At 37.0% G+C, this 14374-nt stretch carries 13 protein-coding genes; all 13 read left to right on the forward strand.

Annotated elements, in window-relative coordinates:
• Nucleotides 1–449: 449 nt before the first annotated feature.
• Complete coding sequence (locus E7303_RS08815) at nucleotides 450–722, forward strand: hypothetical protein (protein WP_292144855.1); 273 nt, start codon at nucleotides 450–452, stop codon at nucleotides 720–722.
• 217 nt (nucleotides 723–939) lie between these two features.
• Nucleotides 940–1596, forward strand: a complete 657-nt coding sequence (locus E7303_RS08820; RefSeq protein ID WP_292144856.1) for a hypothetical protein — start codon at nucleotides 940–942, stop codon at nucleotides 1594–1596.
• 168 nt (nucleotides 1597–1764) lie between these two features.
• On the forward strand, nucleotides 1765–2058 hold the full coding sequence (locus E7303_RS08825; RefSeq protein ID WP_292144857.1) for a hypothetical protein: 294 nt from the start codon (nucleotides 1765–1767) through the stop codon (nucleotides 2056–2058).
• A gap of 130 nt (nucleotides 2059–2188) precedes the next feature.
• Entirely contained in the window at nucleotides 2189–3427 is a 1239-nt protein-coding gene (locus tag E7303_RS08830) for a 6-phosphofructokinase (protein ID WP_292144858.1), read from the forward strand.
• A gap of 73 nt (nucleotides 3428–3500) precedes the next feature.
• Nucleotides 3501–4925: a hypothetical protein gene (locus E7303_RS08835; RefSeq protein WP_292144860.1), complete on the forward strand. Its 1425-nt coding sequence runs from the start codon at nucleotides 3501–3503 to the stop codon at nucleotides 4923–4925.
• Nucleotides 4926–4975: 50 nt separating this feature from the next.
• Nucleotides 4976–5971, forward strand: a complete 996-nt coding sequence (gene pseB / locus E7303_RS08840; RefSeq protein WP_292144861.1) for a UDP-N-acetylglucosamine 4,6-dehydratase (inverting) — start codon at nucleotides 4976–4978, stop codon at nucleotides 5969–5971.
• A 32-nt stretch (nucleotides 5972–6003) separates the two neighbouring features.
• Nucleotides 6004–7491, forward strand: coding sequence for a WecB/TagA/CpsF family glycosyltransferase (locus E7303_RS08845; RefSeq protein ID WP_292144862.1), 1488 nt, complete (start codon nucleotides 6004–6006; stop codon nucleotides 7489–7491).
• Between the two features lie 17 nt (nucleotides 7492–7508).
• The gene (locus E7303_RS08850) at nucleotides 7509–8999 is read left to right on the forward strand and encodes a sugar transferase (protein WP_292144863.1); all 1491 of its coding nucleotides are present in this window, start codon (nucleotides 7509–7511) and stop codon (nucleotides 8997–8999) included.
• Between the two features lie 16 nt (nucleotides 9000–9015).
• Nucleotides 9016–10089: an NAD-dependent epimerase/dehydratase family protein gene (locus E7303_RS08855; protein WP_292144864.1), complete on the forward strand. Its 1074-nt coding sequence runs from the start codon at nucleotides 9016–9018 to the stop codon at nucleotides 10087–10089.
• 37 nt (nucleotides 10090–10126) lie between these two features.
• The gene (locus tag E7303_RS08860) at nucleotides 10127–11701 is read left to right on the forward strand and encodes a hypothetical protein (protein ID WP_292144865.1); all 1575 of its coding nucleotides are present in this window, start codon (nucleotides 10127–10129) and stop codon (nucleotides 11699–11701) included.
• Nucleotides 11702–11756: 55 nt separating this feature from the next.
• Nucleotides 11757–12179 carry a sugar 3,4-ketoisomerase gene (locus tag E7303_RS08865; protein WP_292144867.1) on the forward strand — a complete coding sequence of 141 codons (423 nt, stop codon included), beginning with the start codon at nucleotides 11757–11759 and terminating at the stop codon, nucleotides 12177–12179.
• 57 nt (nucleotides 12180–12236) lie between these two features.
• Entirely contained in the window at nucleotides 12237–13169 is a 933-nt protein-coding gene (locus E7303_RS08870) for a glycosyltransferase family 2 protein (RefSeq protein ID WP_292144868.1), read from the forward strand.
• A gap of 36 nt (nucleotides 13170–13205) precedes the next feature.
• Nucleotides 13206–14333: a DegT/DnrJ/EryC1/StrS family aminotransferase gene (locus E7303_RS08875; RefSeq protein WP_292144869.1), complete on the forward strand. Its 1128-nt coding sequence runs from the start codon at nucleotides 13206–13208 to the stop codon at nucleotides 14331–14333.
• The last annotated feature ends 41 nt before the right edge of the window (nucleotides 14334–14374 follow it).

The following is a 14374-nucleotide window of genomic DNA, read 5'->3' on the forward strand; positions in this document are numbered from 1 at the left end:
GATTTTTTATATCTGCTTTGACATTTCTGCTGTACCTGTTTTGACCAAAGCAGAAGATCATTTATGAAGCTAAGATCCTTGTATCATGATGTTTTGGGATGTCGATCGGCGGAAACTCGAAATAGTCATAGATGTTTAGATTATTAGCTTTGGCTGTCTCGGCTATGCTGAATATTATGGCGCTAGCATTGGCTCTGTTATTAGATTCCATCAGTACGAAGTTTTTTCTGGCAATGGTAAATGGTCTTATGGGCTGTTCTGAAGCTTATGCGAACACTCGCATAATATGCATTATCCGAAGGAATTACTTATCTGCATTTAATGATTGGACCTAATGCTTGGAGGAACTGAAATTACTGTATTTATTATAAAAAAGATGCGCATAATGCTCCTCTCCAGATTATAATGACGTCAACAAAAGACTTGTTTATAAATGAGGTGACTTTGCTATGGAAAGACCGAGAGATACGCGCTTTTATGAGATTCCACTACCTGGTGAGATTTTCAAATCTCAAAAGTGGCTAATCAGTTACCACGAAAACTGCAGGCGACTGGTTGAATACATGGAGCATGAAGGTGCTGGACAGACAGCATATTACTCAACAATACAGTGCCTTCAGAGACTCAGAAGCTATTTGTTGATAATGGTTTGTGTTACTCATACGAGGAATCAATCAGATGGTTGGATAATCCGAAGTCTTATCCAAAAGGCTTCAAAATAACACTTTTCCGTCTTTCTGATTTTTACAATCACGGAGAGGTACAGCCAGTCAATGCGTTTCCAGTTTCTGTTCCGTATTCTAATCTTCTGCATGAACCATGTAATGAAATACTTAAAGACTATCTGAATACACTGGAATTTTTGGATTCTTACGTCACAGATATAAGGGACCCTGCGCTCACGTTTTTGATTGGTTGAAAAAAAGATATTCGGATTTATTGGAAAAAAGAGATTACGTTAATATACTGTTGGTAATTGATTATGAACAACACGATGATAGTTTTAGTGATGAGAAGATTATTCGCTTGCAGCATTTCTGTGATATTACCAGAGATGGACTATTGTATACTAATTATCCGATGGTTGAGGCATATCTGCATTTTTGTGAGTATCCGGATCCAAGATATATTGAAAGGTACTTTTCAGTAGATGAGTGTAAACCTGGTAAAGAGTGCAAGCGACTTGTAGATGATAGTTCTGCTATTATTAGCAAGTTTAGTATAATCCCTTCAATACGTGATTTCCTTCGGAAAAGGAAATCAAATTTGTTAGATAAAGATGCTATCGAAATAATTAGTATTATTCTAAATTTGGATCAGGAAGAGTTGTTTATAGATTTGGAAAAGGTGTTAGATGATTATGGTTTTGCACCGGAAAAACGTAATAATATAAAATACTCTATCCGGAAGCATATTGTTGATTTTCAAAATATCTATGATTGTTTTGATCTATGGAATGAACTGCGGATATTAATGCTTTATATTGCAAGGGAAAATATAGAAAAGGCTTATTTTATTCAATCAGGTTTTTCACGAGAATCAAATATAAAGGAATCGTATTATGGTATTGACTGGCTTGAAGTTTTAAAAATGTAGAATGAAGTGAGTGATGCTAGCATTCATTCAAAACCTATAATATGGGTGTTGAGCGTGTGTATCACATTTATAGCTGAATATAAGTTTTTTTGAAAGAAAGAAGATGGGTCACAAACAGGAAGATAGCAATGCATTTAGCTAAATATCCAGGCATGATCAATCCTTGGTATGAAAAATAGTGAGGGAGCAAAGACGTCTTTAGAGAAATACTTCTTTTGGGTAATAATGGGAACACTAATAGTTATAATATTAACCCTTTGTTTTATTTGTATGGTTGTTGTTATAAATGGCGTAAATGATCCCAAAAATGTAGTTGCAATAGGTGGGATGCTTATAGAAAGCGCAGTAGCAATATGGTTTCTGCCTAAAATTATAGTAAAATATCTTTTAAATAAAAAAGAAGAAAAACACAGAATGAGGATTATTCAGTCTATGCAAGAATATAACGATCATAAAAAGTAAAGCAAGACTCATAATAATAGTTTTAAAAAAGTATAGGGCTATTATCTTTTAGTGATTTTTTGTCATATTTCATTTCTTCTGCTACAATAGGACTGCCAAAATTTTAAAATTGTTAAGGAGAGTCTTATTGATGAACATCAAAAATGTACTTGTTGCACAGTCGGGGGGACCAACTTCTGCTATCAATGCCAGTCTTGCAGGAGTTTTGAAAGCTACTATTGATTCTGGGAACTATGACAGGTGTTATGGGGCAATAAACGGCATTTTGGGTGTTTTAGCGGAGAATTATTTAGATTTAACAGATAAAGCTCAAGAAAAATCAAATTTTATAAAACTCTTAACTCATACACCGGCCATGTATTTGGGAAGTTGCAGATATAAGCTTCCTGAATACAGGGATGATGATTCTTCATATTCTTTTATTTTTTCACAGTTTAAAAAATTTAATATTGGAGCATTTTTCTATATTGGTGGAAACGACAGTATGGATACTGTGTTGAAATTATCAAATTATGCCAGGGAGATTGGTTCTGATGTAAGGATAATTGGGGTTCCAAAGACGATTGATAATGATTTATGCTGCACAGATCATACTCCGGGCTTCGGCTCTGCTGCCAAGTATATAGCAAGTTCTATTTTAGAGATTGCACATGATACTTTTATCTATGCAGTTAAGTCAGTTACAATTGTTGAAATCATGGGACGAGACGCCGGATGGCTCACGGCGGCATCAGCGCTTGCGAGAAATGATTATTCTTCAGCGCCACATCTGATTTATCTTCCTGAGGTGTTCTTTGATAAGGAACAGTTTTTGGCAGATGTTAGAAATGAACTTTCAAAGCGTGATAATGTTATCATTGCTGTTTCTGAGGGAATAAGGGATAAGGATGGTAATTACATTACATCTAGTAAAGCAATGGCAGATACTTTTGGACATCAACAGCTTTCAGGTGCAGGAAAGGCACTTGAATTTATAGTAAAAGAAAATATAGATGTCAAGGTTCGATCCGTTGAGGTAAATGTCCTTCAGAGATGTGCTGCTCATATGGCTAGTAAAACTGACATTGATGAGTCATTTGCCCAGGGAGAGAAGGCGGTTAGTTTAGCAGAAGATGGACAGACAGGTTGCATGGTTGTTTTAAATCGCATAAGCAACTATCCATACACTGTTGAATACAGCTATGCACAGATAAAGGATATAGCCAATGAGGCGAAATCTGTTCCTGTTGAATGGATTACTAGAGAAGGAAATGATATAACTGCTGACCTTATAGAGTATTTAAAACCTCTTATTCAAGGCGAAGTTGAACAGGATTACAAAAATGGCCTTCCCAAGTATTTGGGTATTTCGCATTTGAATCATTGCTGAAACAGTGCGATATGATGTATAATGTTAATTTGAATTATAATGCATTTTTTATGCAGCTATATTTGGAGGCTTTATGAATTATAGAGACGAACAGGAAATAGATTTACTTGATCTTTGCCGTCAGATTTTAAAAAAATGGAAGCTTATAATTGTTTTTGCTCTTATTGGTTTAGTTATTGGAAGCGCTGTAGGTTATGCGAAGTCTGCGAAGGTTGTTGAAGTTGAGACTGGAGAGACAGTAGTAGATGAAGCTGCTATAACTTCAAATATTGAATCTCTTAAGGCAAAGCTTTCTGATAGGGAAGTTACAGAAGTTGAAATGGCTGTAAACTCCTACAACTATTATAAGAAACTTTACGCTAATAAAGAAAAGTATATAAATAGTTCAATCCGTATGCAGCTTGATGCAGATAAGGTACCTACACTGGTGGCATCTTATCTTATTAGTAATTACTATAAGGTTTCTTATCCTGAAATCGAGGAAGTAAATAATATAAATAATATAGAGGCGGTTTATTGCAAGACTTTGAATGATGAGAAAGTTATTGTTAAAGTGGCTAAAGCTCTTGGCGATAGTATTGCTGAAAACTATGTTAAAGAGTTGTATAGCGTAGGACTTGAAGCTAACAGTATCTTAAACATAACTGTTACGGCTAGAAATGAAGAAGAGTGTAAAATTGTTCTTGATGTGCTGATGCAAGAACTTGAAGCTCAGATTCCAACAGCTACGAGCCTTTATGAACATAATATTGAATACCTTGATACATATTTTTTTGTAAATGTTAATACAAGTATTCTTTCAGAGCAGCAGACTCAGGTCGATGTATTAAAAAATCTCCAGAACGTCATGCTGACTGTTGGTAATTCACTCACAGCTGATCAGAAGGCTTTGTACACGAAACTTATCGATGGCGATACAGCGGAAGAAACAGAAGTAGCTGAAGTTGAAGCTCAACCAGAAGAGACTGAAGTTGTTGAAACAGAGAAAACTGTTGTGAGGAGTTTTGATATAAAATATGCAGTGCTTGGTCTTTTGGCCGGAGCATTCATTGTAGTCTTATGGATTTGTCTTAAGTATATTTTGTCACAGACAATTAAGACAAAAGAGGATATATCAGAGCTCTTTAAGGTTTCCGTTTTAGGAATCATGAAAGACGGCGAGGATGGCGAGCTTGGTATGATAACGGCAGGTGTTGGTCTTGGAGCTCAGAAGGCTGACCTTAAAAAGCTATATGCAATAAGTACTATTGGTGATAATACAGTATCTGCTATTACAAATCAGGTAGTTGATGCAGTTAAGCAGAACTATAGTGAGCTTAGTGTTGAGTGCGGAAATTCAGTTCTTACTGATCCAGCATCGCTTGCAAGGCTTGCTGAGTCTGACGGCGTTATCATGGTTGAAAAACTAAGAACATCAAAATACAAAGACATTGCAAAAGAACTTGAGCTTGCAAAGAATTATGGCGTTAAAGTTCTGGGATGCGTTGTTGTTGAGTGATATATAACGTGATTTTTCTTTTAATATATTTTTTTCTAGGAGGCTTATAAATGCTTACAAATAAGACCATTTTGGTCACAGGAGGGACAGGTTCATTTGGAAATACATTCGTACCTATGACTCTTGCGAAATACAATCCTAAAAAGATTATCATCTATTCTCGTGATGAGATGAAACAGTGGAACATGGCTAAAAAGTTTCAGGGAGATAAAAGAGTAAGGTTCTTTATCGGTGATGTAAGGGATAAGGACAGACTTTATAGAGCTCTAAATGGTGTCGATTACGTTGTACATGCTGCTGCTACAAAGATTGTTCCGACAGCGGAGTACAATCCTTTTGAATGTATTAAGACTAATGTGAATGGCGCAATGAACCTTATTGATGCATGCATTGATACAGGCGTGAAGAGACTGGTTGCCCTTTCAACTGATAAGGCAAGTTCACCAGTTAATCTTTATGGCGCAACCAAGCTTTGTTCAGATAAGCTTTTTATTGCAGGTAATTCATACACTGGTGGTAAGACCAAGTTTGCAGTAGTGCGCTATGGAAATGTTATGGGATCTCGTGGGTCAGTTATTCCATATTTCATGGAAACTGCACAGTCGGGAAAGCTTACTATTACTGATAAGCGTATGACAAGGTTCATGATTTCTCTTGAGCAAGGAGTTGAACTAGTATGGCATGCTTTTGATGACATGGAAGGTGGAGAAATTTATGTTAAAAAGATTCCGTCTATGAATATCTGTGACATTGCTGCTGCGGTTGATGAAAATGCTGAACAGGTTGAAATCGGTATCAGACCAGGCGAGAAGCTTCATGAGCAGATGATTGGTGTCGAGGATTCTCATTTTACATATGAATATCCTGAGCATTATAAAATTTTGCCGCAGATTTGTGAATGGGGAAACTTTGAAGACATGATTAAAGGCGGAGTAAAAGTTCCGGAAGGATTCAGCTACACATCAGATAATAATAAAGAGTGGATGACTATTCCACAGCTTCAGCAGTGGATAGAACAAAACAGACACAAAATTGGTAGTATTTAAAAGCCAGTAGATAATATTGAAAAGAGATTAACATGGGAGATTACCGCAGGAGAACTCCTGGAAAATATCAAAATAGTATAATATACAAAAAAACTTTTGTGATAGATGAACTGTCTATTATTTTAGCGTTTATATCTGCAGTGACAATCAGATATAGAGCAATTATAAACTGGGTTGACTATAGTCTTGGCGTGTATTTATCAATGATAATTACAGTGTTTTTGTTCGAGATAATAGTCTATTTCAGTTATGATGCAAAAAGGCAGCCGATTGTTGTGCTTGATCCTATAGACAATCTTGTGAAGCTAGTTAAGAGTAGAGCGTTGCTTATTGGATTATCGGTTGCTTATCTTTTTGCTACTCAAAAGTCAGTGCTTGCATCCAGAAAGGTCGTGATTTATTTCATGGCCTTAAGTGTCGTTTACGGGTATGCTTTGAGAATGCTTTATAGAAGACACTATATACAAAAGTGGGGAGTTCCTGGCGAAGTAAATGCTTATATATTAAATAGTCCTAATATAAATGCCGAAGATGTATTACGAAATTATGAAAGTGGAGACTACGACTGTGTTGTTATAGATGTTTCTGCCTTTTCTAGTAATATTACCTGCGAGAAAGGTAGTGATATTTCTAAGATTGATACTCTCACAAAATCTTTGGAAGAACATAAAGTACGAACATATCTTACCATGGATAGTGCTGGCTATACGGTTAGACCAGGTATAGTTATTGATGTTGCAGGATATGCTACTGTTCCGGCATATGTAAGAGATGATAAATTTGATATTTTTGGAATCCACTATTCTATAGCAAGAGTTGAAGAGGCAGTTCTTCATGTTATCAATCATCTGAGCGAACTTAGAGGGAAATACATATGCTTTTCAAATGTTCACACTACGGTGATGGCAAAAAACAGCAAAGAATATGCAGATATATTAAATGGCGCAGCATTTCTTTTTCCTGATGGGTCGCCGATTGCTAATAGAGAGAAAAATGATGGCTATATTGGAGCGGAAAGAGTAGCTGGCCCTGATTTTATGAAAAATATGTTCAGAGATACTCAAGATGGAAAGCTGTCACATTATTTTTATGGGTCAACAGAAGAAACATTATCAAAACTCAGAAGTAATCTTGAAAGTGAGTATCCTGGGCTTAACATTAAAGGAATGTATTCACCTCCATTCAGAGCTCTCTCTCCTGAAGAGGATGAAGCAGATATTAAACGAATAAACGATTCTGGGGCAGACATTGTATGGATTGGCCTCGGTGCTCCAAAACAGGAGAAGTGGATGAAAGCTCATGAGGGCAAAATTAATGCAGTTATGATGGGAGTCGGTGCGGGATTTGATTTTCATGCTGGAACAGCAAAAAGAGCGCCGCTGTGGGTTCAAAGGATAGGCCTTGAGTGGCTATTTAGATTATTTACTGATCCGAAGAGACTATTTAAACGTTATTTTGCGACAAATATTGAGTTTATATGGAGTTCTTTTTGGGATAAGTTGAAGATAAGAAACAAGTAAGAGGTAGTGGGGAGTGCATGAATACAAAGTATAAAACTTTACAGACATACCTTTTGTGGATAATAGATATGGCATGCATTGTGGTCAGCTATGTAATTGCAAGCTATATGAGATACAATTTAAAAGAGGATTATGGTGATAAGACGCTACACTATCTCGTATACGTTTTGCTTATGCTAGTGGGGACAGTATATACTTTTTTAGCTAATTGGGACAGGAATTTTATAGTTAGAAGTATTTTCTATGAGCTTGTGAGTGTAATTAAGTTTGATGCATTTTCTGCAATAATTGCACTTGTAATAACTTTCTTTTTACGTTGGAATCTGATTTTATCTAGAATTGTAATTTTTAATTTTATCTGGATTTTTGTACTGTTGGATTTTGTAATCAGGTGTATTTTTAAAGAGATTTATAAGAAGCATATATCTTCAGAAAACAACATAGTAAGAGTTGTTGTGGTCGCTGAAAAACCACTTGTAGAGCAGACAGTTATTAACCTCATGAACAGAAGGGATTCTGTTGGATACAAGGTTGTTAGGGCATATGCCGTTGATCCTAGTGTTAAGACTAGTGATGATTTGAAAGATTCTTCAGTTGATAATGGCAGGTTTGATGCGCGTGCACAGAGTAATGATGAGAATCCTTGGTATATTGGTGATGTACATGTGCATGAAGGAATTCATAATCTTACAGAAAGGCTTCTAACGGATCCTTTTGATGAGGTGTTTATCAATACTCCTAATATTCCTCAGAATAGTATGGAAAATATCATTCTTGGATTTGAGGAGATGGGCATCACAACCCATTATAATCTTGAACTTCCGGGAATCAGCAAGGCACATACGCAGTTTGATGATTATCTTGGATATTCTGTTATAACTTATTGCATGAATCGCAGCAGTTATAAAAGGCTTTCCATTAAGAGGCTCATGGACATAATTGGGGGATTTGTGGGATTAGTTCTGACAGGAATCATTACTATTTTCCTTGCTCCTGCTATTAAGCTTGATTCTCCGGGACCTGTTTTCTTTTCCCAGACTCGTATCGGTAAGAACGGACGTAGATTTAAGATTTATAAGTTTAGATCCATGTACGTTGATGCTGAAGAGAGACTAAAAGATCTTCAGGATCAGAATGAGATGAGCGGGCTCATGTTTAAGATGGAAAATGATCCACGAATTACTAAGGTTGGAGCATTTATCAGGAAGACCAGTCTTGATGAGTTTCCACAGTTTTTAAATGTTCTTAAGGGCGACATGTCTTTGGTTGGAACAAGACCACCGACAGAGTCAGAATTTGAGCAGTACAATGAGCACTACAGAAGGCGTCTGTCCATGACCCCAGGGTTAACAGGACTTTGGCAGATCAGTGGCAGAAGTGACATTCAGGACTTCGATGAAGTAGTAAAGCTTGATCTTCAGTATATTGATAACTGGAGTCTTACTGAGGATATCAGAATCTTGCTCAAGACTGTTTATGTTGTGCTTTTTGGTAAGGGTGCTAAGTGATTGGAGATATTTAAAAGTGTTAGAGAAAAACATTGATTTAAATGGAAAACGAATATTGGTAACAGGTGCAGCTGGATTTATTGGCGCTAACCTATGTAAGGAACTATTTAGGTCATATGAGAATATTCATATTTACGGAATTGATAATATGAATGATTACTATGATCCAAAGATTAAGAACGACAGATTGCGTGAGATTTATGATTTAAGTGGAAATTTTGATTTTGCCCGCGGAAGCATTGTAGACAAGGAACTTGTGAGTGCTGTATTTAAAGAGTTTAAGCCGGAAGTTGTTGTGAATCTCGCAGCTCAGGCAGGAGTTCGTTATTCAATAGAGAATCCTGATGCATATATTGAGTCTAATATTATTGGTTTTTACAATATCCTTGAGGCATGCAGACATTCATATGATGCTGAAAGTGTGGATGATAATTACACAGGTGTTCAGCATTTAGTTTATGCATCAAGTTCGAGCGTATATGGTTCTAACAAAAAGATACCTTACAGCGTTGAGGATAAGGTTGATAATCCGGTTTCCTTATATGCTGCAACCAAGAAGTCCAATGAGTTGTTGGCTCATTCATATTCTAAGCTCTATGGAATACCTTCAACAGGACTTCGTTTCTTTACTGTTTATGGTCCTGCAGGGCGTCCGGATATGGCATATTTTGGATTTACTAATAAACTTGTTAATGGTGACAAGATTAAGATATTCAATTACGGTAACTGTAAGCGTGACTTCACTTATGTTGACGATATAGTTAAGGGCGTTGTAAATGTTATGCAGGTTGCTCCTTTAGAAAATGAGAATGGAGTAAAATACAAGGTTTACAATATTGGAAACAATGATCCTGTAAATCTTCTTGATTTTGTTGATATTCTTCAGCAGGAGCTGATCAGTGCAGGTGTACTTCCTGAGGACTATGATTTTGAGTCTCACAAAGAGCTTGTTCCTATGCAGCCAGGTGATGTTGAGATTACTTACGCTGATGTATCAGCATTGCAGGAAGATTTTGGTTTTAAACCTTCAACACCACTTCGCGACGGACTTAGGTCTTTTGCAAAGTGGTATAAGGGGTATTATTGTTGATGGTTAAATAATATAGTGTTGCAGAAAAAGGACATTGATGTTTAGTTACAAGACACCTAAGTTCAATATAAAACTAAATACTAAAAAGCTAAGCATTGTTTTCACTGCTGTTTATGTGCTGAGTTTGATACCAATGCTGATTTTAGGATTTTATGATTTTCCTTCAGCTGACGATTTTTCAATGGCTCTTGAGACAAGGCAGTATTTTGTTGCGAATGGTGATTTTTTCGGAACTGTTATTGCTTCGCTTCAGAAATCTTGGATGGTGTACAGCCAGTATGAAGGATATTTCTTTTCAATTATTCTCACTTGTATCTGTCCAAGCGTTTTTGGAGAGGGCTTTTATTTCCTGACACCTTTTCTTGTTTTGGGAATGCTGACATTTGGAGTGTGTTACTTTTTTGATGCTCTTTTTGTGAGAGCCTTGCATCTTGATAAAGACCTTACAAATGTTGTCAGGATGCTGACTTTATTTATGATGGTCCAGTGTCTTAATGGTGCAGGTACGAGAGTTGAGGCGTTTTACTGGTACAGCGGAGCTATCAATTATACTTTTACATTTGGCATGGCTTTCTTTTGGCTTGGACTTCTTATCAGATCAGTATATGAAAGTGACGGAAAGGTAAGGCACAGGAAACTAATATGGGCTTCAATATGGGCATTTTTCATGGGAGGTGCTAACTATTTGTCAGCTTTGGAACTTGCTATTTGCTCAGTGCTATTGTTATTCGTCTTTGTGATGGTTAAGCTTGGAAGGTTTGATATTCAAGGGATAGATGATGAACAAAGAAAGTCCTTTAGTCGTATTTGGATTCCACTTGTTATCAATCTCATTGGTTTTTCTTTTTCCTGTTTTGGTCCTGGCAATTCAAACAGGTTTGCTGAGACAACGCAGATGACTCCTGTGAAGGCTGTATTTGTATCTTTGTATGATACCTTTGATATGCTCTTTAATGACATGACCAGATGGGAAGTGTTGGTTATACTTATTTTGCTGGTTCCTGTATTTTGGAAGATGGCGGGAAAGCTAAAGGTAAGACTTGAACATCCTGTTTTATTTACTTTGTTTGCGTTTTTATTAGTATCATCAAATATGACTCCACCAATATTTGCTACTGCCAATATTGATGCTGGTAGGCTTCGTGCACTTGCATTTATGGAATATGTACTAATGTTGGTACTGGTAGAGTTTTATCTGACTACTGTGGCAAGGCAATATTTCGATAAGAAATATATTAGTGATATAAAGCATAATGAGTTAGATGATAGCAATGCATTTTCACCGGTGTTTTCACTGGTTATAGCAATTTGTGAAGTCATTTTTATTGTCGGTTCAGTCCTTTCAATAAAGCCTGAACCTGAGTATTATTCATGCACATCTGCTCTTTATGATATAGCCAGTGGAAGAGCAGCAACCTATAAGCAGGAAAATGCTGATAGACTTGAGATGCTTCGTGATGATTCAATAAAGAATGCTGAACTGATTGAGTATTCTGTTCATCCTGAGATGCTTTTTTATATGGACGTGACGCCGGATATTAGTGAATGGATTAATCAGGCAACAGCAATATATTATGATAAAGAGACTACTGTTCTTTTACCAAGGGAATAAGAACTGGTGATTATGCATATTAGTGGAGTTGTAGGAAGGACTACGTAATAACAAAATGAGAGAAATAAAAGAAAAATACAAATTGCTGGAATTTAAGGAATATGGCGATGAAAGGGGAAACTTGGTAGTTGCTGAAGGATCAGGATTTGACATTCCGTTTGATATTAGAAGAGTGTTTTATATGTCTGGTTCAGACCCAGATATAAGGAGAGGAAATCACGCCAACCGTTATACGCAGTTTGTGTTAATAAATGTAAGTGGTAGCAGCAAAGTTCTTGTTGATGATGGAAAAAAGAAAGAAGTCGTTGTTCTTGACAAGCCTAGAATGGGACTATATCTTGCTCCTATGGTTTGGAAAGAAATGTATGATTTCTCACCGGATTCAGTTCTTTTAGTACTTGCAAGTGAACATTACATTGATAGCGAGTATATAAGGGATTATGATGTCTTTCTTGAGGAAGTAAATAGAGAGGATTGATAACTAAGCAGACAAATTAATTGGTTATAGAAATATAGAGTAGGTTAAAGAGGAAAAATGTCTAAAATTTCAATTGTTGTTCCTGTGTACTATAACTCTGATACATTGGAAATGTTATATGATGATATGAAGGAGAAAATCCTTGAAAAGCTTGGAGACTACGAGATTGTATTCGTAGATGATGGCTCTGGGGATAACTCCTGGGAAGTGATTCAGAAAATTGCAGCAAAGGATCCCAATGTAGTTTGTACAAAACTTTCAAGAAACTTTGGTGAGCATGCAGCCATTTTGGCAGGGCTTTCTGTTTGTACCGGTGACTGCGCTGTAACAAAGCAGGCAGATCTTCAGGAGGATTCAACTCTGATTCTAGATATGTACGAGAGCTGGAAGCGCGGAAATAAGGTTGTTCTTGCTATCCGTGAATCGAGAGATGAGAGTGCTGTTAAAAAGTTTTTTGCAGGCTGCTATTATTGGCTTGTTAGAAAGACTATCAATAAGGATATGCCACAGGGCGGTTGTGATTGCTATTTAGTAGATAGAAAGGCTATTGAAGTCTTAAAGCTTATGGATGAGAAAAACTCATCTCTTACGCTTCAGGTTATGTGGGTTGGTTTTAAGACAGAAAAGATTTATTTCCACAGAAAAGACAGAGAAGTTGGCGAGTCAAGATGGACATTGGGAAAGAAAATCAAGCTTGTTGTTGATTCAATGATGAGTTTTTCATATTTTCCAATCAGATGCATGGCTACACTTGGAATGTTTTTTGCTTTATGCTCTTTGATTGGAATAATAATGGTACTTCATGAGAAGTTTACAGTAGGTACACCTATCCTAGGATATGCGTCAATCATGTCGGTAGTTCTTTTTGGGTTTGGAGCCATTTTCATCATGCTTTCAGTACTTGGTGAGTATATTTGGAGAGCGTTGGAAGAAGCTAGGAAGAGACCTCCATTTATCATTGATGAAGTGAAAAAACATGATGACAAGTGATATAAAAAACGCTTGCATTAGATTAGAGGAAAAGATATGGAAAAGATAATGCAGGGCCGAATGGACAGAGGCTTTGAAAGATATCAAAAGGAATATGAGGAGAAGGCTCTTGAGGTACTTCGCTCAGGCTGGTATATCCTTGGAAAAGAAGTTGAAAACTTTGAAACAGAGTTTGCTGAGTATGTAGGAACTAAGTATTCTGTTGGACTTGCAAGTGGACTTGATGCACTGTGGCTGGCTTTTAGAGCCCTAGGAATCGGCAAGGGTGATGAAGTAATTGTTCAGGGCAACACCTATATTGCTAGTGTAATGGGAATTACAATCAACGATGCAACTCCTGTCTTTGTTGAACCGGATGAGCATTATCAGATTGATGCTGATAAGATAGAAGGGAAGATCACTGATAAGACAAAGGCTATTTTGGTAGTTCATCTCTATGGACAGGCAGCCAATATGACTAAGATTGTGGATATCTGCAAGAGACATAATCTTAAACTTGTAGAGGACTGTGCTCAGTCCCATGGTGCATGCCATAACGGTCAGATGACAGGAAGTTTTGGTGACTTTGGATGCTTTTCTTTCTATCCATCCAAGAACATGGGGGCGTATGGCGACGCAGGTGCTATTACAACCAATGATCCTGATCTTGCACGCCTTATGAAGATATACAGAAATTATGGTAGCGAGAAGAGATACCACAATATGGTTGTTGGTGCTAACTCACGTCTTGATGAACTTCAGGCAGGATTACTTAGAGTAAAGCTTACTCACATGGAAGATATCACTAACGAGAGATATGAGCTTGGTCGTCGCTATGCAGAAGGAATAAATAATCCACTTGTAATCAAACCAACTGTCGCTGAAGGTTCAACCTGTGTATGGCATCAGTATGTTCTGCGAGTTCCTGCCAAGGATGGCGAGGATCAGAGCAAGGCTCGCGATGAGTTCAGACAGTATCTTGAAGATAACGGAATCATGACACTTATACATTATCCGATTCCACCACACAGGTCACAAGCTTATGAGTATTTGGGACTTTCTGAGGGCAGCCTTCCTATTACCGAAAAATATGCTAATGAGGTAGTGTCACTTCCTATCTACACGGGAATGACAGAGGAAGAGCAGCAGAGAGTCATTGATTGTGTCAATGCATGGAGAAGATAAGACTCTCAATGGGAATAATGATTACTAATTTTAGATTTAGG

Source organism: Butyrivibrio sp. (assembly GCF_015056685.1).
Lineage (GTDB): Bacteria > Bacillota > Clostridia > Lachnospirales > Lachnospiraceae > Butyrivibrio.